Origin of the sequence: Candidatus Doolittlea endobia (assembly GCF_900039485.1) — a bacterium.
Taxonomy (GTDB): Bacteria; Pseudomonadota; Gammaproteobacteria; order Enterobacterales; family Enterobacteriaceae; genus Doolittlea; species Doolittlea endobia.
The window spans coordinates 193,558-214,343 of sequence record NZ_LN999833.1; the positions used below are offsets into that span (position 1 = coordinate 193,558).

12 protein-coding genes, 2 tRNA genes and 6 pseudogenes are annotated in these 20,786 nt (G+C 43.8%); 12 read left to right on the plus strand and 8 right to left on the minus strand.

All coding sequences use genetic code 11. The features are described from left to right. Nucleotides 1-137 precede the first annotated feature (137 nt). Nucleotides 138-943: pseudogene (djlA, locus tag A4A68_RS00725) on the plus strand (co-chaperone DjlA). A 400-nt stretch (nucleotides 944-1,343) separates the two neighbouring features. Then, nucleotides 1,344-2,597, plus strand: coding sequence for a serine hydroxymethyltransferase (glyA, locus tag A4A68_RS00730; RefSeq protein ID WP_067565445.1), 1,254 nt, complete (start codon nucleotides 1,344-1,346; stop codon nucleotides 2,595-2,597). Nucleotides 2,598-4,962: 2,365 nt separating this feature from the next. Here the strand turns inward: glyA and A4A68_RS00735 are convergent. The 4 genes and pseudogenes from A4A68_RS00735 to def all read right to left on the minus strand — a co-directional run bounded on the left by A4A68_RS00735 (nucleotide 4,963) and on the right by def (nucleotide 8,561). Next, complete coding sequence (locus A4A68_RS00735; RefSeq protein ID WP_067565449.1) at nucleotides 4,963-6,120, minus strand: IscS subfamily cysteine desulfurase; 1,158 nt, start codon at nucleotides 6,118-6,120, stop codon at nucleotides 4,963-4,965. Nucleotides 6,121-6,305: 185 nt separating this feature from the next. Next, nucleotides 6,306-6,539 (minus strand): annotated as a pseudogene (locus A4A68_RS03140) (Rrf2 family transcriptional regulator); the annotation flags it as partial. Nucleotides 6,540-7,072: 533 nt separating this feature from the next. Beyond that, complete coding sequence (gene fmt, locus A4A68_RS00745) at nucleotides 7,073-8,023, minus strand: methionyl-tRNA formyltransferase (protein WP_067566510.1); 951 nt, start codon at nucleotides 8,021-8,023, stop codon at nucleotides 7,073-7,075. Nucleotides 8,024-8,045: 22 nt separating this feature from the next. Beyond that, nucleotides 8,046-8,561 (minus strand): peptide deformylase, encoded by a 516-nt coding sequence (gene def, locus A4A68_RS00750; protein WP_067565452.1) that lies wholly within the window; start codon nucleotides 8,559-8,561, stop codon nucleotides 8,046-8,048. An 817-nt stretch (nucleotides 8,562-9,378) separates the two neighbouring features. On the opposite strand from def, the gene greA reads away from it, so the two are divergent. After that, entirely contained in the window at nucleotides 9,379-9,855 is a 477-nt protein-coding gene (gene greA / locus A4A68_RS00755; RefSeq protein ID WP_067565454.1) for a transcription elongation factor GreA, read from the plus strand. 182 nt (nucleotides 9,856-10,037) lie between these two features. On the opposite strand, the pseudogene A4A68_RS03650 reads toward greA, so the two are convergent. Beyond that, nucleotides 10,038-10,166 (minus strand): annotated as a pseudogene (locus tag A4A68_RS03650) (YhbY family RNA-binding protein); the annotation flags it as partial. A gap of 174 nt (nucleotides 10,167-10,340) precedes the next feature. Between A4A68_RS03650 and rlmE the strand changes: the two are divergent. The 9 genes and pseudogenes from rlmE to A4A68_RS00795 all read left to right on the plus strand — a co-directional run. Beyond that, a complete protein-coding gene (gene rlmE, locus A4A68_RS00760; protein WP_067565457.1) occupies nucleotides 10,341-10,985 on the plus strand; it encodes a 23S rRNA (uridine(2552)-2'-O)-methyltransferase RlmE in 645 nt (214 codons plus the stop codon). Nucleotides 10,986-11,020: 35 nt separating this feature from the next. After that, on the plus strand, nucleotides 11,021-12,937 hold the full coding sequence (gene ftsH / locus A4A68_RS00765; protein ID WP_067565459.1) for an ATP-dependent zinc metalloprotease FtsH: 1,917 nt from the start codon (nucleotides 11,021-11,023) through the stop codon (nucleotides 12,935-12,937). Between the two features lie 131 nt (nucleotides 12,938-13,068). Continuing rightward, nucleotides 13,069-13,789, plus strand: a pseudogene (locus A4A68_RS03835) (dihydropteroate synthase). 178 nt (nucleotides 13,790-13,967) lie between these two features. Next, nucleotides 13,968-14,200 (plus strand): annotated as a pseudogene (glmM, locus tag A4A68_RS03840) (phosphoglucosamine mutase); the annotation flags it as partial. A 1,510-nt stretch (nucleotides 14,201-15,710) separates the two neighbouring features. Continuing rightward, a complete protein-coding gene (aroQ, locus tag A4A68_RS00775; RefSeq protein ID WP_067565465.1) occupies nucleotides 15,711-16,163 on the plus strand; it encodes a type II 3-dehydroquinate dehydratase in 453 nt (150 codons plus the stop codon). A 20-nt stretch (nucleotides 16,164-16,183) separates the two neighbouring features. Beyond that, on the plus strand, nucleotides 16,184-16,642 hold the full coding sequence (gene accB / locus A4A68_RS00780; protein WP_067565468.1) for an acetyl-CoA carboxylase biotin carboxyl carrier protein: 459 nt from the start codon (nucleotides 16,184-16,186) through the stop codon (nucleotides 16,640-16,642). A gap of 478 nt (nucleotides 16,643-17,120) precedes the next feature. Then, complete coding sequence (gene gmk / locus A4A68_RS00785; RefSeq protein ID WP_067565471.1) at nucleotides 17,121-17,744, plus strand: guanylate kinase; 624 nt, start codon at nucleotides 17,121-17,123, stop codon at nucleotides 17,742-17,744. Between the two features lie 48 nt (nucleotides 17,745-17,792). Next, complete coding sequence (gene rpoZ / locus A4A68_RS00790; protein WP_067565474.1) at nucleotides 17,793-18,068, plus strand: DNA-directed RNA polymerase subunit omega; 276 nt, start codon at nucleotides 17,793-17,795, stop codon at nucleotides 18,066-18,068. A gap of 20 nt (nucleotides 18,069-18,088) precedes the next feature. Beyond that, a pseudogene (locus A4A68_RS00795) lies at nucleotides 18,089-19,449 on the plus strand (RelA/SpoT family protein); the annotation flags it as partial. Between the two features lie 686 nt (nucleotides 19,450-20,135). Here A4A68_RS00795 and A4A68_RS00800 read toward each other — a convergent pair. The 3 genes from A4A68_RS00800 to A4A68_RS03155 form a co-directional block, all read right to left on the minus strand. Next, nucleotides 20,136-20,209, minus strand: a tRNA-Arg gene (locus A4A68_RS00800). A gap of 11 nt (nucleotides 20,210-20,220) precedes the next feature. Next, nucleotides 20,221-20,309: transfer RNA gene (locus A4A68_RS00805), tRNA-Ser, on the minus strand. A 226-nt stretch (nucleotides 20,310-20,535) separates the two neighbouring features. After that, complete coding sequence (locus A4A68_RS03155; RefSeq protein ID WP_082800142.1) at nucleotides 20,536-20,670, minus strand: carbon storage regulator; 135 nt, start codon at nucleotides 20,668-20,670, stop codon at nucleotides 20,536-20,538. Between the last annotated feature and the right edge of the window lie 116 nt (nucleotides 20,671-20,786).

Below are 20,786 nucleotides of genomic sequence, written 5' to 3' on the forward strand. Positions count from 1 at the left end.
CAGTCATCCAAAGTTCGTCTCGGCAAACGGGCAGAAAGCATATCGCTTGCTAGCGTGCGCCAATGCTAAATTCTGCCGTTTCTTCTCGCGCCGTTAGGCTTAGCATGAAATGGTAAGTATGATGAATTGAGGAGTATATGCGTTATTGGGGTAAGTTGTTAGGCGTTATTTTGGCTATCTTGGTGAGCGGCGGTTTGTTGAGCGTGATTCTAGGGCTATTAATAGGCCATATAGTAGACAAAGCACGGGTCGCCCCGTGACAGGTTCTAGTTATTTTTTAGGTCAACAAACCAGGAAAAACGTTTTTTCCGTACCACATTGCAGGTGATGGGTCATTTAATTAAATCTAAAGGACGGGTTACTGCGGTAGATATCGTGAGCGCCAACAGGCTGATGACACAGATGCAGCTTAGTGATGCGCTAACAAGCGCCGCGCAGGAGCGCATTTCGCACAGGTAAAGAACGCGATTTTTCACTACGCAATCGGTTGCGTGAGTTTCGAAAGATCTGCTTTGGTCGTTTCGACCTTATTCGTATGTTTTTAGAAATTCAGATCCAGACCGTTTTCATCGATGGATTTCTGCATCCTAACGAACGGCAGGTGTTATACATTATCGCTGAAGAGTTAAGCATCAGCCGTAAGCCAGTTCAAACAGTTTCTCAGCATGATAGAGGGATACGCGTTGTTTGCCGGACAGCAGGAATCTTATCATAGCGGATATCGTCAGACCGACTTTAGAAGACGCTTGCAAAGTGCTCGGCGTTAGCCCACAGGGCGATGGCCCTACGGTGAAGCGCACCTATCGCAAACTGATAAGCGAGCATCATCCCGACAAACTAGTAGCAACAGGCTTACCACCAGAGACGATGGAGATTGCCAAGCAGAGAGCTCAGGCGATTCAGCAAGCCTTGATTTGCTGAGCGAGAGAAAGGATTTCGCTAAGTAGCGTACATGCTGGCAAATAGTTAACCGTAGATGCAGACATTGTAGTTTTGCGCGGCTTGTGCTTGCGAAACTTTCACTACAGCTTTAAATCCGCCTTAATATTGACCACCATAACGTACGTATCCTGAAAGATATAAGGGTATATAGACAGGAGAATTATGAGGGATGAGCAAGAAGTCTTTCATGGTGTCAACGCAGCACATAGCCTGTGATGCTGATTCCAGCTAGAAGATACGCCGGCAGCGTGCATTGTCGTTGTCTATATCATCCAATGACTATATTTACTTATTACATGATGAGTCCAACAAAACTTTATTTGGAAGTCAGGCAAAAAGATTATACTTGATATTCCTCTTTTTTAGATCGTCGAGTTAGTTAGCTGAGTTAGGAGAAGCGGATGTTAAAACGTGATATGAATATTGCGGATTATGATGCCGAATTGTGGCAAGCAATGGAGCAAGAAGTAGTACGCCAAGAAGAGCATATTGAACTAATTGCATCTGAAAACTACACTAGTCCGCGTGTTATGCAAGCGCAGGGTTCACAACTAACGAATAAGTATGCTGAAGGCTACCCTGGTAAGCGCTACTACGGCGGATGCAGATATGTCGATATAGTAGAGCAATTAGCTATCGATCGTGCCAAAACTCTGTTTGGCGCCGATTATGTCAACGTCCAACCTCACTCTGGCTCCCAGGCCAACTTCGCAGTTTATACTACATTATTACAGCCGGGCGATGTGATATTGGGTATGCACTTGACACACGGCGGCCATTTAACTCATGGTTCTTCAGTTAACTTCTCTGGCAAACTGTATAATGTTATTTCTTACGGCGTTGATGAGAGCGGTTATCTTGATTATGACCAGTTAGCTGAGATAGCGAAAACTCATAAGCCAAAAATGATCATCGGCGGTTCTTCAGCTTACGCTGGCATAGTGGACTGGGCAAGGATGCGACAAATTGCCGATAGCATCAGTGCTTATCTGTTTGTAGATATGGCACACGTGGCAGGTCTTATTGCTGTTGGCGTGCATCCAAATCCGATTCCTCATGCCCATGTTGTGACTACAACCACCCACAAAACACTGGCCGGACCACGCGGTGGCTTAATCTTGGCCAAAGGCGGTAGCGAAAAACTATATAAAAAACTGAATTCTGCCGTATTCCCAGGCACTCAAGGTGGCCCATTGATGCATGTGATTGCCGCTAAGGCAGTTGCGCTAAAAGAAGCGATGGAGCCAGCATTTAAAACCTATCAGAAGCAGGTAACTAAAAACGCTAAAGCCATGGTAGAGGTTTTTTTGTCACGCGGTTTTAAAGTCATCTCTAGAGCTACCGAAAATCACCTCTTCCTGCTGGATTTGGTGGATAAGAATTTGACCGGAAAAGAAGCAGATGTGGCTCTTGGCCGTGCTAATATTACCGTTAATAAAAACAGCATTCCTAATGATCCGAATAGCCCATTCGTCACCTCCGGAGTGCGTATCGGTACACCGGCGGTGACGCGTCGCGGGTTTATCGAGGCTGATGTGCGAGATTTAGCGGGCTGGATGTGCGACATATTAGACAATATTCATGACGATGCCATGATCGAGCGTACGAAGAAAAAAGTTCTGGATATCTGTATCCAGTATCCTGTCTACACGTAATGATCAAGCAGGGCCAGTTTTTTTGGCTGGATCTCTACTCTGTCAATTGGCGCGGCGGTAAGAGCCAGTAGCATTTGATATTTAGCGTCAACGGCATTAACTTTTATTTTAGTTTGCGCTGCCTTGTCGAGACATTAGATAAGTGATAACAGCATCTGATTGAGTCTGATGCGTCGGTGTAGTCAGGATCGGCAAAATGAGGATACCGTGATTTCCTACACATGCTTTTAAAAGTGACCCAGATTACTGATAGTAGTGTATGATCTAATAATTTTCTCATGCACCATTGCAATGGTTATTCGACATCGGGAGCTCAACATTGCATCTTCAAACTGTATTTGAAACATTACAATGTTATTTTCGCTTATGCATAAAACTACCATTAATGTGGTAATCCATAATTTTAGATGCAGAGGACAATGCACGAATATCAAGCACTAACATAAGCTTCTTACTCGTAAAACTATTTTCTTTTTAGAATTAAAACGATGGATGACAAAATCATTGGATTATACATGTTTACCAGTAATTTGAGTCACGATGGAGCTTAATCGCTGATGTTGCTTTGTCAATAAACAGCACGTACTGACGTTATGTATCAGTAATATAGATGATCTTTGTGTACTTGCCAGAGATGGCGCTCTTATTGCTCACTTCAATAAAAACACGTCACAGCGAGTTGATTCGACAAAACCCTAAGGTTAGCAGGAACATTACACAACGTTAGAAAACAGTGTCGTTCATCAAAGGTGCACCGTACTTCAGTATCATCATCTGTCTGGAGAGTGAGGAAGAACGACTGGCGAGTCATTACTACTATCATTGCATTTCCCCTGAGCAAAACAATATCTTCTCGGCTTTAGTAACTGGATCTCCTGGAGTTACAAATGCGACAATACGCTGAGATTTGACAAGAAATTACGTTGGCAACGGGAAACATCCTTTACCATCTGCAACTGGATTAATATATTGTATCGCGCTGCTGCTTTTCAGCACCTGCTAGAAGCAATGACTGAAGCATGGAATGTATATGAAAACTATGCGACTATCTTTTCTATTTTTGTTTGCCTAAAAAAAGAATAACCAATGCCATCTTTAATTTCTAACGATAATCTATTGTATTTTTAGTTCATCTCGGCCGGTCTAAAAATCCCACGCCACTAGCAGCCACGAGAACAACTACATCCGCACCCTATCATAATGCTAGTAGTCACATTAGCCATCATTAAGTTTCAGGCAACCCGTCTTTGCTTAAGGAGAAAGGCTCGATCTTGGATTTCCATGTGCCCGTTTCACGATTTACCCAAAATACTATTTTGGGTAGTATAGCCCCTTATGCTCGATTTTTCATGGCATCATCGGTAATGATAGCAGCTGGTCCGCTTCTGATAAAAGTGCAGCATTTGCTGTGGAGGTGGCGTCCACTAGAAGTGGCAATCATGACCTTATTGCTATTATTGCTATTTATTCTGCTAGTATCGATTCAGATAAGCACGATTATTGATAATAGTGCTTTCTAGTTACCTGGGCTACATAGACTTAGCGGCTAACTTTGCCAGATCTTATCTGTCTGCAGGATGTAGACTAAAAACTTTATCTCCTATAATAATCGCTGATTTCCGGCGATAGCACATTTGTAAAATGAACACAGTCCAACCCTCTGCCAACTGGTTTGTTTGATTAGATAGTTAACTTAAGCAATCTCTCTACACCGCGGATTAATGATTTTATTCAGTTTCTTACTATATTTGCAATCTTGGGATGACAATGCGGCATTTTGCCATATGTTTAAGCACAGAACGTGGCGACGCATTGGTTCTGCTGGCAGTGCAAGCTATTCTGACGGTCGCGTTGTGCAGTACTGACCAAGATTGTGCAATCTGTGTTGGGTGAAATCAGTCTAGCGATCACCGACATTCTATTGGCGACTGCCTGATCGTAATCATGTTTATATTATGTTCATCTATTTAGGATGGATTTTATTGGTATGGTGTGTGTAAATAATATTATCCTACGAGCAATATTCATCTATATAGTGGTCAATGTGCCGATGCTATTAGTGTTGTTTGGCGTATTAGGGGCTTACCAGCTTTCAGAAAGACCGTCTTTACCTCCCGGTACTATAAAAGCAGATACTTTCAACTATGATTTTCTTTAAAACTAATAATAAAAAATGAGAAATCAGCCTTACAAGATCTTAGTCGCGCGTGAATAATAACGACAACGCTCACGATGACTAAAATAGCAAACTCGGAGTAGAAGTGTCGAAGAGCTAGGGCTACTGGCGTAAACTTATAGCGCAGCAGATCTACGATGCCGGCATTATAAGTTTATTATGTACCTAGTTCGCTATACTGTTGGCGTATTAAGGTGCAATTTTACGCAGATGCGTAATAGCCATTCGAGTTTTCTTGATAGCATATTCTATTTCTTCAGAAGTGGTAAAACGTCCTAAAGAGAAACGGATAGAGCTGTGGTTAAGCTCTTCATCCAGCCCCATCGCGCGCAGTACATAGGACGGCTCAAGGCTGGCAGAAGTACAAGCAGATCCTGTTGACACCGCCAGATCTTTCAGGGTCATAATAAGCGATTCGCCGTTAACATCGCGAAAGCTAACGTTCAGCATCGTCGCTACGCTCTGTTCCAGACAGCCATTCACAGTCACCCCACTGATCCGTTGTAGTCCTTCCCACAAACGATCACGCAAAGCTCGCAAACGCGGAATTTCTTTTGCTATCGTCTTCGCCGCAAGATGATAAGCTTCTCCCATCCCGACAATTTGATGTACCGGCAGCGTCCCGGAACGCATACCTCGCTCATGGCCGCCACCATGAATTTGTGCTTCGATTCGCACACGCGGCGTACGTCGAACGAACAGGCCACCAATGCCCTTTGGTCCGTATACTTTATGTCCGCTAAATGACATCAGATCAACCGGCAATGTTTTAAGATTGATAGGTAATTTCCCGACGCTTTGAGTAGCGTCTACATGGAACAGCACCCCACGGGTACGACACAGAGCACCGAATGCCTCGATATCTTGAATCACGCCGGTTTCATTATTGACATGCATTAACGACACTAGAATCGTATCATCACGAATTGCAGCATCCAATTGCTGTGAAGTGAAAACGCCGTTCGCCGCCGGTATTAGCCTTGTAACCGTGAAACCTTCTTGTTCTAATTGCAAACAGGTATCTAATATTGCTTTATGCTCAGTCACGGCGGTGATAATATGGCGACCTTTGGCTCGATTAGCATGAGCCGCCCCTTTAATAGCCAGATTATCGGACTCGGTGGCGCCAGAAGTGAAAATAATTTCTCGATGGTCAGCGCCCACCAGAGCAGCGATATAATTACGGGCAATATCGACGGCTTCCTCTGCTTGCCAACCATAACGATGAGATCGAGAAGATGGATTACCGAAAATACCATCGATTCTAAGATGATGCATCATCTTGTCTGCTACTTGTGGATCGACCGGCGTAGTAGAAGAGTAATCAAGATAAATCGGTAATTTCATGCAGCGTTAACTCCCATTATGCTTAAGCGCATAGGTTGATGTTTAATCATTTCCTTTTTCCAGCTGTTAGCAAGATGACGACGGGTATTGTTGTCTTGGCGATCGGCGATCGTTACGGATCTCTCTTATTGCTAACTAGTTCTGCGAGAATATTCTCGAAAAACTCGCTAATGTTGCATGTAACTTTCTTTATCTTGGCAGCGTGTGGTGTCCACAGATTCATCCACAGCTGTAAGAATCGCGCCGACGAAAATCAGCAGTTCATGTTTGCGCAGATGGGAAAACAGTTGTTTTAAATAGGCAAGCGAAATACCTTGGTGCTCGAAAATTTCAGCGAATAGAACAAGTCTCTTACCAAAATGGAGAGCGACATTTAGCATTGCGCTAACTATGTAGCGGCCTTTAGAAGTTAGTCTCATAATCAAAACACCGGTAAAATGACGCAGTCAAAAGTCTACCATCATTCCTGATTAAAATAATAACTATTTAACTAAGTAATTGACTCAATGATTACACGCAGAGGCACCAATCCCTCACAGAGTCGTAGCCATCAACTAATCGATCATAAATACTAATTATTGGTTTCAGAGTAATTGCAAGATATTGATTTTAACTGAGATCTACTGATAACAATATATAGTTATATACTAATGATTTATCATACTAATTTAAATAATTTTACAAATAAAACATTTGATGTGAGTACACAAATTCAAGTATTAGTCAAAAGACTAGCGTTAGGAGCTGTAACAGCTGGCTGATACACTACCATATCAGCGGCCGTTGTATTGGCGTTAATGATCTTGCACATATAGCGCCTGCTAGACAGACTGGATTCATTTTTCAAATAGGATGACTCCGCAATGCTTTTGCTTTGGTAGTTGATCGAACTATGGGTGTTTTTGCTTTGCATCGATAGTAGAGACAGATCACTCATCTCTACAGGTAAGGATTAATCCAAAATGGTACCGGGAATAAACCATTCACGGCGTGAATTGAGCAAGCTTTGAATCGACATTGCTTTTTTACCCGCAGGCTGCAACTGTGTCAGCGTCAATACGCCATCGCCGGTAGCAACGTGAATACCAGCTCTGTCCACAGTTAATATCGTGCCAGGCGCATGTGAAGACATCTGTCCTTCATCGGCGCTCCCGGCCCAGATTTTTATCGATTGTCCTGCTAATGAGAAATAACTTATAGGCCACGGATTGAAAGCACGGATACAGCGCTCAAGCTGAGCTGCGGGCAACTGCCAATCGAGTCGAGCTTCTTCTTTGCTGAGCTTTTTGGCATAGGTCGCAAGGGCATCGTCTTGCTGTTCTGTGACGACGCGACCTGCAGCGATCTGCGTGAGCGTAAATAAAAGAGCCTCAGACCCAATTTTCGCCAGTTTGGCATACAGCGAAGCACTGGTATCGTTAGGCTGAATTGTGCAGACGACTTTATGCAGCACATCGCCAGTGTCAAGTCCAGCATCCATCTGCATAATCGTTACACCTGTGCGATCGTCGCCGGCCAATACTGCTCGCTGAATGGGTGCTGCTCCACGCCAACGTGGCAATAACGACCCGTGCACATTGATACAACCGAGCCTAGGCAGCGCCAACACGGCCTGAGGAAGAATCATACTGTAAGCCACTACCACCATGATATCTGCATTTAGCTCCGCTACGCTCCATTCCCCCGCAGCTGTGCATAATGAAGCTGGCTGAAATACAGGCAAGTTATGCCACTTAGCCAATTTTTTTACCGGGCTAGGTGTCAAGTGGTTGCCACGACCTGCGGGCCGATCCGGCTGGGTGAAAACCCCGACTACCTGCTGTTTGGCACGCATCAACGCATCCAAATGATGCGCTGCAAAATCCGGCGTACCAGCGAAGATGATACGTAAAGAATCGTACATGATATTTCCTAATAGCATTGGCTTACTTTCTTGTCCTCAAGTTTATACGAGCCAGTTTTTCCATTTTTTGATGAATGTGATAACGTTTCATCGGCGAAAGATAATCAATAAACAGTTTACCCAATAGGTGATCCATCTCGTGTTGGATGCAGATCGCCAGCAAATTGTTTGCTTCTAGCTCGACATTATTACCGTCGCGATCCAGCGCCCGTACTTTTACGTTTTCGGCCCGCGGTACGAAGCCACGTTGATCAGGAATTGACAAACATCCTTCATTAATACCTGTTTCACCGCTTTTCTCCAATAATTCTGGGTTAATTAACACCAGACGCTGATCGCGGCTTTTCGAGATATCGATTACAATGATTTGCTGATGGATATCGACTTGAGTAGCAACTAAACCAATACCCTCTTCGGTGTACATAGTCTCAAACATATCATCTACAATGCGGCGGATGATGTCATTAACACTGACGACGGGTTTAGCGACTTTGCGGAGTCGCTTATCAGGATAATGAAGTATCTTCAATAATGACATAGTTATTTAAATCTGAATCTAAGTATTAATTCGACATTCAGCCTTATTCTAGACGTTTTCAGCACTGATTAACAGCATTGGACAAAAAATGTCCGGACGTTGCTACAGAAAAAGGTGCTCAATCGTTGTTAAAGACAGTCTTAACTCCGCGGTAGCATCAGCGCTATCAATATATTATCTGCCAGACTTAGTAATAATCATGTCGACGACGTTACAGAAATTAGGCCTTGTTGGACTCCACTAGTCTGTAGTAATTAAATATACTTATCGGATAGAAAAGCATAACTTTAAATTATTACCTAAAAAGAGATGACAGGTATGATTCAGTCAATCATCATCAAATTTTTCCAGTGGCAACGTGCTTTGGAATTCAAAATACTGTACTAAGTAAACAATCTGTTATCTTTTCGACACCACTCCATTATTTTTTTTAGCAGGAAGCCAGGGCTTCGTGTTAACAGATATACTGATAAAATTATTTTTTATTTTAAAAGAATATTATACCCTTACGTCTTATGACAACCGCCATAAGTAGTAGGTAAAATTGAGATTTGCTAAAAAAGGACATTCTTTGTCAAACATTCAGGTTCTTTTCGCTGCGATCTAGGATGCAATCTTGTGACAACAGCAGATATGCAAACAGATATCAAGCAAACGATGATCCATTCTGCACGCTGCGATAGAATACATATTACAATATAGCTTCTGTCCTGAAAACGATTCGAGATTCTTTGCTTTGCAATTGGTGAGCAGTGAAACGTGTGTCGCGTCAAGATGACTATTATTTAGCAAAAAGAATTTATTTAGAGGTATAATCATGAATCAGATTCCTATGACATTACGCGGCGCTAAAAAATTGCGGGAAGAGTTTGAATATCTTAAAAACGTCCGCCGACCCGCAATTATACAGTCTATCACTGAAGCCCGTGAACACGGTGATTTAAAAGAAAACGCTGAGTATTGTGCCGCCCGAGAACAACAAGGGTTCTGTGAAGGCCGCATTCAGGCAATCGAAGCTAAACTATCCAATGCTCAGGTAATTGATGTGACCAAACTGGTTCCAGGCGGTCGCGTCATTTTCGGCGCAACAGTCAGTGTAAAAAACTTAGATAGTGAAGAAACACAAACCTATCATATAGTTGGCGATGATGAAGCTAATTTCAAAAAAAACCTAATTTCTATTAATTCGCCGATTGCCCGCGGCCTAGTAGGCAAAGAAAAAGGGGATAGCGTGGTCATCAAAACACCAGGTGGCAAGGTAGAATACGAAATTCTCAAAGTTGAGTATCTATAAGCCTCCAATCAACATTTTAGCCGATCACCGTCCGTTTTTACTTACAAAAGATACCGTCGGTTTTGTAAAGAAAGGCCTCGGTTAACCATTTGTCTGTGGATCGGAGAGCCTGATGTTATCAGGACAACATCATTTTCCGCTCTGCAGTCATCCGGTACAACGCTAAATTCAGCGTTTTAATCTCATGTGCTTTTTTCAGAAATTATCACCTTGATAAGCTCATGATGTTGCAGCACCTGTTCAATGTTTACTAATACACCTTTAGTCAGGCCTTTATTGCCTAGCATGGCAACACGCTTCATCGAATCAGCCTGCCTTTTAAGGCATCATTTTTATTTATTATTCAAATTTATGTGTGTTTTTACTTAGGTTAGGATTAAAATCGGTATATTCTATCACCATCTCGTAGATGGTGCCAAAGTGGTATTTGCGATTTGGTGCGTTGGAGGCCAGTTCTTTTTACCGCTATAGAGGATTATTGCAAGATGGCGAAAAAGCGTTCCGCAAGCTCTAGTCATTGGCTACAGGAACATTTGAACGATAAATACGTTCAGCAGGCACAAAAAAAAAGACTGCGTTCCCGTGCCTGGTTTAAACTTGATGAAATACAGCAGAGCGACAAGCTATTCTATCCCGGGATGACTGTGGTAGATCTGGGCGCAGCGCCAGGCGGTTGGTCGCAGTACGTCGCTGCATACATCGGCGGAAAAGGGCGTATCATCGCCTGTGATATCCTGCCGATGAACCCGATGGTAGGTGTTGAGTTTCTCCAAGGAGATTTTCGTGACCCCTTGACGCTTCAAGTTCTGCTTGAGCGCATAGGCCAGAAAAAGGTGCAAGTAGTATTGTCCGATATGGCGCCAAATATGAGCGGAACACCAGCAGTCGACGTTCCAAAATCTATGTATCTCGTCAAGCTGGCATTGGATATGTGCCGGGATATCCTAGCACCAGGCGGAAGTTTCCTAGTTAAAGTTTTTCAGGGAGAAGGTTTTGACAAATACCTGCGAGAACTTCGCTCTCTATTTATGAAAGTAAAGATCCGCAAGCCAAACGCTTCTCGGGCTCGTTCTCGCGAAGTGTATATTGTGGCGACAGGGCGCAAATTTATACCCTACGCTAATTGTTAACACTGTTGTAATATGAGGTTAATCCTTTGAGTGACATGGCGAAGAATTTGCTTCTCTGGTTAGTTATTGCAATCGTACTGATGTCGGTATTCCAAAGCTTCGGGCTCAGGGAGTCCAATGGACGTAAAGTAGATTATTCTACTTTTATGTCTGAGGTAACGCATGATCAGGTTAGGGCAGCGCATATTAACGGTCGTGAAATCAGCGTTACAAAAAAAGATAGTAACCGCTATACTACCTATATTCCGGTTAACGACCCTAAGCTACTCGATATTCTTTTGACTAAAAACGTCAAAGTCGTGGGTGAGCCACCAAAGGAACCCAGCCTACTGGCTTCTATCTTTATCTCCTGGTTTCCGATGCTGTTGTTGATTGGGATCTGGATATTCTTTATGCGTCAGATGCAAGGTGGTGGAGGAAAAGGCGCGATGTCGTTTGGCAAAAGCAAGGCGCGGATGTTGACGGAAGATCAGATTAAGACAACGTTCGCCGATGTTGCCGGTTGTGATGAAGCCAAAGAAGAAGTTAGTGAACTAATAGATTATCTGCGCGAACCGAGCCGTTTTCAAAAACTGGGCGGAAAGATCCCGAAAGGTGTGCTAATGGTAGGGCCTCCTGGAACCGGTAAAACGCTGCTGGCAAAAGCGATTGCTGGGGAAGCTAAAGTACCCTTCTTTACTATTTCCGGCTCTGACTTCGTAGAAATGTTCGTCGGCGTCGGCGCCTCTCGCGTGCGCGACATGTTTGAGCAAGCAAAAAAAGCGGCGCCTTGCATTATTTTTATCGATGAAATTGATGCCGTCGGGCGTCAGCGCGGCGCAGGCCTCGGTGGCGGTCATGACGAGCGCGAACAAACTTTAAATCAAATGCTAGTGGAAATGGATGGGTTTGAGGGCAACGAGGGCGTTATCGTCATTGCCGCGACCAACCGTCCCGACGTACTTGACCCAGCGCTATTACGTCCTGGCCGATTTGACCGTCAAGTCGTGGTCGGTCTACCCGATGTTCGCGGCCGCGAACAGATTCTGACAGTGCACATGCGTCGTGTACCGCTGGCGGCCAATATGGATGCGTCGGTGATTGCACGCGGGACCCCCGGGTTCTCCGGGGCCGATTTGGCTAATCTAGTGAATGAAGCAGCGTTGTTCGCCGCCCGCAGCAGCAAGCGTGAAGTTTCTATGGTGGAATTTGAGAAGGCTAAGGACAAAATTATGATGGGCGCAGAACGCCGTTCGATGGTGATGACTGAGTCACAGAAAGAGTCTACCGCTTACCACGAGGCCGGTCATGCAATTATCGGCCGCTTATTGCCGGAGCATGATCCTGTACATAAAGTGACGATTATCCCACGCGGTCGTGCTTTAGGGGTAACTTTCTTCCTGCCGGAAGATGATGCCATTAGCGTCAGCCGCCAGAAATTAGAAAGCCAAATATCCACTCTGTATGGTGGCCGACTGGCCGAGGAAATCATCTATGGTCCGGAAAAAGTGTCTACCGGAGCGTCTAACGATATCAAAGTAGCTACTTCTATTGCCCGCAACATGGTAACCCAGTGGGGGTTTTCCGAAAAGCTCGGTCCTCTTCTGTACACGGAAACAGAGGGAGAGGTGTTCCTTGGTCGTTCAATGGCCAGGCCAAAGCATATGTCCGATGAAACGGCACGTATTATCGATCAGGAAGTGAAATCCCTAATTGAACGCAACTATCTCCGTGCTCGCGCGTTGCTGACGGAAAATATAGATATCTTGCATGCCATGAAGGATGCGTTGATGCAATATGAAACTATCGATGCGCTGCAGATCGACGATCTGATGAGTCGCAAAGCGGTTTGTCCACCAGTAGACTGGAACAATACCATTTCCGGGAATAACGACGACGACAGGACGCCTCGAGCGCCGACTTACATAGAGGAACCGAGCACTCCAAATCCAAGTGATACCATATCGAAATAATACGATAACTTCTAATGGTTTCCTGGATTAAGAATTTGGCGGACACTCCCCTCGCTAGACAACACGTTGGGCTTTTCTCGCTTAAATGCTAAAATAGCTGCAAGCTGTGTGTACAGAATTAAGGTAGCGCCATAACGCAACTTATTGCGCAAAAGCGCACCCTTTGCCTATGGGTATCGCGCGTCATTATTGGGATCCGAAATGTAATCCCAGATTCATTTTCCGACGATGGTGACGTTTGTCCGACGCTATCGATCATGCCGCCGAGATTCTAGCAGCCGGTGCGGATTTGATCGATATTGTTGATGCCTCTCTGAACGCTTAGAGCCGGTAATAACGACGTTAGCGGACCGCTTTTATAGTTTTACTGCAGACGCTTCCAAGGCGCTAGTGATGTGTGAAAATGCAACGGCCGAGACCCATTTGATCAATAATATCCGCTCGCTTAGTTAGCCGGGTGCCTTGAACGCCGTAGCCGCCAGCCAGCTTTCCATTTGTCTAATGCATATGCAAGGTGAAAATCCGCATTATTAGAATGTGCTGTTAGAGGTAAAGGTTTTTCATACATCAAATGTCACGCTGTGAAACTGCCGGAATCACCAAAATTGACTGTTGCTTGACCCATGGCTTTGATTTCAGAAAAACTTTGGTACATAATGCCACTTCCTGTTCAGGTTGGGTGATTTGCATCATCTTGGCCTGCCGCTGTTAGTGGGGATGTCGCGTAAATCAATGAGAATTATTAGGTCTTCCAGAAAAACAGCGGGTTTCAGGCAGTGTCGCATGTGCGGTTATCGCCGTGCTACAGGGGCGCAGATTCTTCGGGTGCATGACGTTAGTCAAACTATATAAGCAATGCGCATGGTGGAAGCCACGTTTGCAGAGAAGGGGATTTATTTAAAATAAATAATCATTATCTGCACCGAAAGCGATAGACTTATCACACTGGATTGTATACTTAAGCGCGTCTGAGCTACCGAAAGGTACTGGCTCGCCACGGCTTGCATAGGTAACCGTGATTTTCGTTGTGTTTACCGGCTCGATGCCGACTCTCTAGCTATTGCTTATTGAACCCGTACTTTTCGCGCCGAGGCCGGTATTATGATCTCCGCTTCATATAATTCGTTTTATGATAACGGCATTACGTTCTTTCTATCGACAGCACGAAACTACCCAAAAGCTATTGAAGCAGGGCTTTCGCTGACCTGTGCTGAATCAGCGGATCTAGGAAAAGTTAGCTGCATAGTCGATGTAGTCTCTCGGATACCATCCGAGACGAAATGCATATCAATCAGGAATGAGATACTCTCGCCTGCTGCAAGGTAGAGTCCTGGCATGTCGCTACTTGTGACGGTAATCGGAGTTATATCGATCATTTAGATCAGAAAGTAAATAATGATCAGATTCCGCATGTTATCGCACGTGGAGCCCTGTACAAGGGCCAGCCGTTTGGCGGCATAGTTAGCACGCTAATGAAGCATTATGGGGTTAACGCTAATACTGAAGCAATTAAAGGTGCCTTTTATACGCGTTCTTTTCGGCGACCGCGATGTGCTGGATGCAAGAACAAGCTGTGCATTAATACTAAAGACTTTTGGCACATTATCTTGCTTGACAAGATGATCACAGGAGACGGTATTATTTCCAGGCTATAAGTATTATCAGCGATAGTCGATAATCATATGAATCTGCATGATCTGTGCAATGGTGTGCATCTGTTACCACAGATCCTAATTCAATGTATGTTTTTCTGGCAACAGATTCTCTATTGGCGTCGACTGTAAACAGTCTAGCAACGCAATTAAACAGAAACTCGCCAGATGCGGCTGAGTTCTTCTTTATAAATTAGGCACTGAACCTCTCTTGTCCGAGTCAAGGTAGAAGGAGAAAACACCGAGCATGTTAGCCGACTAGCGCATTATATCGCTGATGCAGTGAAAGCTGTGAGCTGAGATGCGAACATGTGCTAACTCTATGGTAATTGTGGTCAGCGCAATTCATATGATGGCTGCAAGTATGGCGTGCATGATTATATCATCATTCTATGGCTTATACATCACTTGTCAGTGTATGGGGATAACAAGATCGGAGCCATACATCGATCGTGTAAAAAACTATGTTAAATTTACTGAGCAATGTTGTATTGCTCCAAAAATAAACAAAGGCTCATGTTCTTATGAGATTTTAAACATACAACAGCTACTAATGAGTGGCCTTGTGGCGTACATTAAATCATTTTCACAACAGATAATAACTGTAACGTTAAATGTTATTGGCAATCTGCTTTGGTGTTATGTTTCAAAATGCGCTATCACAGTATTGAGGATAATTTCTAATACTTGTACCGTATCTCTACATCTGGCACTATGCATTGCAGCTGGTATACCGTCTGATTAAGCGCCTTGATTCGACTGCGTTAAAATGAAAGGCACGATCCTCTATATATATTAAAATAGGAAATTAAGCAGTGGCAGAGCCGATTTGCCAAAAGAGAATCTTTCTTTTTAGCAAGCACTTGGATTCGATTTATTGTGATCTAGACGCCATCTTGTAACACTAACACAGTTAGTTGTATTCTCTTGCTCCCACCCAATAACAGTCGTTAAAAGATCTCTTTATAGATACACACTAATTTGCTGCGAAAATGTACGATATCATTATAATGCCTGACCCCAATGGCAAATCAGCACCGAAATGTCAGCAAAAGATAACTAATTGAGTTATCTACTTAATAATGTAAATTAAATGTAAATTAAATGGAGGTTGTCGCACAATGGCCAATAAGTTCCATATTTTGCTTCTCAACGGGCCGAACCTGAATTTGCTCGGCGTCCGTGAACCGGACAAGTATGGTCATACAATGCTTGCCGATATTATTGCAGATCTAAGCGAGCTAGCTAGTAGCTTGGGAGCAGAACTCAGCCATTATCAGTCCAATGCAGAGCATATGCTGATTGACCGGATTCATCAGACCAGGGGCAATACTGATTTTATTGTTATTAACCCAGCGGCGCTTACGCATACCAGCGTCGCCCTGCGTGACGCCCTGTTAGGGGTAAATATACCGTTCATCGAGATTCACCTTTCCAATGTACATGCGCGGGAACCTTTCCGTCATCACTCTTACCTTTCCGATATTGCGGTTGGTGTGATATGCGGTTTCGGCGCCGATGGGTATCACTTTGCTGTACAGACAGCGATCAAACGCCTGTCTACATCCAATTAATTAGAGTATAGAATCCACTAATGGATATTCGTAAGATCAAGAAACTAATTGAACTGGTTGAAACATCCGGTATTTCTGAGTTGGAAATTTCTAAAGGTGAAGAAACGGTTCGTATTAATCGTGCTACAACGCAACAGGCTTATCCGATGATGCAAGCTTATATTCCTGCGGTGCAGCAACACGCAGTACCGGACGCTACCGCGCCAGTTGCAAAGGAAACCGCTGCCGTGTCCGCGACCATGCGTGGACACCTTGTACGTTCACCGATAGTGGGAACGTTTTACTGCACCCCAAGCCCAGATGCGAAACCTTGCGTTGAGGTCGGTCAAAAGGTTAACGTTGGTGACACTCTTTGTATCGTTGAAGCGATGAAAATCATGAATCAAATTGAATCGGACAAAGCCGGCGTAGTGAAAGCTATCCTGCTAGACGACGGTCAACCTGTTGAATTCGACGAGCCGTTGGTTGTCATTGAATAACAAAACACTAAATACTAAAGGCCGTCGTCGCGATTTCAAACCAGACATTGGTTATTCTTTTTGTAGAAATAACTATATTTTGTAGATTAGATTAAATTACTTATTATGCTCAATATAAGATATTCTCTATCTTGTGATGACTGGCTCTATGACTACAAGTCTTGTGAGAGTTAACTAACCATGTAGTAAGCAAAATATATTCACTGGATAGTGCAGTATAACTTTAATTACGTGCTTACATTAGATATCTTGCTTGCAAAACTATGCACTTTCAAAATCAACACGATACATGGCAAAATCATTATGTGATGTACGCCATACGCTACTTTCATAAAATCAGAGTCACTCCTTTCACCAAAGCTCTTGTCAACATACTAGGCTGACTTTATCGCTAAGTTAGCAGATGCAGCACCCTCTAATGCTGTGTACAATAAAAACTGCCATCTTGCTCTTTTAACTTCAGTTGACTTATTTTAAAATGACTCAAGGTATGCTTTATATCGTTTCCGCTCCAAGCGGTACAGGAAAATCAAGCCTGATTCAGGCATTGCTAAAAACTAAGCCGTTTCATGACACTCGTTTGTCGATTTCTCACACCACTCGTGCCATGCGTCCCGGAGAAGTAAACGGTCAGCATTATTTTTTCATACCGCTAGCGGAATTTAAGCACATGATTGCTAAGGACGCCTTGCTCGAATACGCTCGCGTATTTGACAATTATTATGGCACCTCACGCGAAGCTATTCAGCGGGTTCTAGTTACCGGTGTCGATGTTTTTCTTGACATCGATTGGCAAGGGGCACAGCAAATCCGAGCTAAAATGTCAGACACGCGCAGCATCTTTATTTTACCGCCCTCTATGGAAGAGCTGAATCGCAGAATACGTAATCGCTGTCAAGACAGCGAAGAAGTGATCGGTCGGAGAATGGCGCAGGCGGTAGCTGAAATGACCCGCTTTTCGGAGTATGATTATTTAATCATCAATAACGACTTCAATCAGGCCTTGCTTGATCTGCAAGCTATCATCCGGGCTGAACGGTTGCGCCTTAAGCGTCAGAAATTAAGGCATGACGCATTGATCAATAAATTATTAGCAGACTGATGCAACTTTCGTTATGATGTTCAGTCATTTATGTGGAGTAGCTTATATATGGCACGTGTAACCGTACAAGACGCCGTCGAGAAAATAGGTAACCGTTTTGACCTTGTACTAGTCGCTGCGCGTCGCGCGCGTCAAATGCAGGTTGACGATAGAGATCCACTAGTAACGGAAGAAAACGATAAATACACTGTCATCGCTCTGCGTGAAATAGAGGAGGGCCTAGTTACCAGCCTGATCCTAGACTTACAGGATCGTCAAGAACAGCGAGAGCTGGAAGTCAATGAAATTCAAATGGCGACCTCGATCGCTGAAAGCCATCGCTAACAACAGGTTATTACCCTACCTTGTCTCTGTTTGAAAGTCTAAACCTATTGATTCAGCGTTCTCTGCCCGAGGATCAGATAAAACTCCTTCGACAAGCTTATCTTGTCGCTCGTGATGCCCACGAGGGGCAGACTCGTTCCAGTGGTGAGCCTTACATCACTCATCCGGTGGCGGTTGCCTGCATTTTAGCCGAAATGCGTCTCGATCACGAAACGCTAATGGCGGCGCTGTTGCATGACGTTATCGAAGATACCCCAGCTACTTATCAGGACATGAAACAGCTGTTCGGCACAAGCGTCGCCGGGCTAGTGGAAGGAGTATCTAAGCTGGACAAGTTTCAATTCCTCGACAAGCAAGAAGCCCAAGCGGAAAACTTCCGTAAAATGCTCATGGCGATGGTGCAAGATATCCGCGTTGTGCTGATAAAGCTTGCCGACCGTACTCACAATATGCGTACACTAGGTGCCCTACGACCAGATAAACGCCGCCGTATCGCGCGAGAAACGCTTGAAATCTACAGCCTATTAGCCCATAGGCTAGGGATTCATCACCTGAAGATCGAACTAGAAGAACTGGGATTTAAAGCTCTGTATCCTAATCGATACCGTGTCATTAAAGAAGTAGTCAAAACGGTCCGCGGTAACCGCAAGGAAATGATCCAGAAAATACTCACTGAAATAGAGGATTGTTTAACTGAAGTGGGCATTTCCTGTCGCGTCAGCGGACGAGAAAAACATCTTTACTCTATTTATTGCGAAATGCATTTAAAAGAACAGCGTTTGCGCTCTATCATGGATATTTACGCTTTTCAGGTGATCGTTAGCGATGTGGATACCTGTTACCGAGTGCTGGGGAAAATACATAGCTTATATAAACCTCGTCCAGGACGAGTCAAGGATTATATTGCAATTCCCAAAGCTAACGGTTATCAATCGTTACACACCTCAATGATAGGTCCACACGGCGTGCCGATTAAAGTGCAGATTCGTACCGAGAACATGGACCAAATAGCGGAAATAGGGATAACAGCCCATCTGACGTATAAAGAGCATGGCTTAATCGGTACTACGGTGCAAATTTGCGCTCAGCGCTGGATGCAAAATCTTCTTGAGCTTCAGAAGAATGCCGTTAGCTCGTTTGAATTTATTGAAAGCGTTAAGTCTGATCTCTTTCTCGACGAAATTTACGTTTTTACCCCGAACAGCTCTACCCGATTTCTCAATCGCTCATCAAAGGCTAGGCTGTAGAAATCATTATCGCTCCGGCGTACAGACAGCCTAACTCCACATGGTTGAATTTTGTTGTAAGCTCTAAGGCACGCGTCAAAATTTGCCAGATGTTGAAAACTCTCAAGCCAGAAGAGCTCATCAGTTTCAACCGGTATTGATAACGTCATTAAACCAACTTCACCTCTACAACCTGCGCGCACTGTTAATCGAAATCAAAATGGCCTGACCGTACAAAACGCCCAATAACACTGATATTTAGTCATCAGTATCTTATATATTAATCGTGGTGCCTGTTATTATCTTCAAACGGCTATATTGAGTAACAGTCGTTACGATTGAAAAACAAGCATTGGTTGTTCTTTTTGAAGATAGCAGTTCAACAACATGGCGTTATAGCGTTTTATAAAGATTACTAACAAACTTTCGCCGATACACTCTGTGTTTTCAGAGTGGAAATAAGTTACGTCGCTTATTCTTCGACTTATTTGTTGCATATTGTACGTATGAAAGCTAGGTACTATTTGCTATCAAACACCCTTTTGTAACTCTAATTTTATTGTTTCACTTACAACTCCTGTACTATATTGTCTCTGTAAAATTCAGGGTACATTATTTTAAAACTACGCTGTCGTTGCCAGATTATAAGCATTTCATCCATCATGGTCTAAGAACTCGATAATATAAAAGGTATCCTGCGGTAGGCATTGCCGGTAACTTGTTCACTTCACAGCAGAACAGTGAATCTCCATAGAACAAATAGAGGAGAAGGCAATAATGTAGTAGGCAGACCGCTAAAGCAATACAGACACAACTAGTAGTAATGCTAAGCTAGGAATGACGCATCCGAGAGGATTCGAACCTCCGACCGCTCGGTTCGTAGCCGAGTACTCTATCCAGCTGAGCTACGGATGCAGTATAAATGACGGCGAGGGAGGGATTCGAACCCTCGACACAGCTTTTACCGTATACTCCCTTAGCAGGGGAGCGCCTTTAGCCTCTCGGCCACCTCGCCTACGAGCTGTTGTCGAATCTTATCAATATTACGCTGCGTACGACGTACATGGTACTTTCTAGGTTTAATAAGTCAAATCCTTTTACATTCCGATAAGAAATTGTGCAATTCTCATGTAATTATCGCAGATAAGTAAAATAATAGGCCGCCTCTTTAAGATTAAGAGAAAATAAAATTAAGGAATGATAGAGTTTTGCCTTACCCAAAAGAAAGCACTGAACAAGGATCAGTAAGGAGTCTGTTTTGACTTCTTAGTTTGAATGCGCTGGTATATTTCTTCGCGGTGCATAGAAACTTCTTTAGGCACATTAACATCGACAATCATAAAAGTCTCACCAACTCGATGAGTCAGAATAAGTATTCTTCGCTTCTTGAAAAATTAAAAGAGTCAGACCTTTTAGTTTCCCACCATCATTCATAGCCATCCAGTAATACATGCGCAATATTTAGGCTCTGCCTGGTATAAGTTCAGTTGAT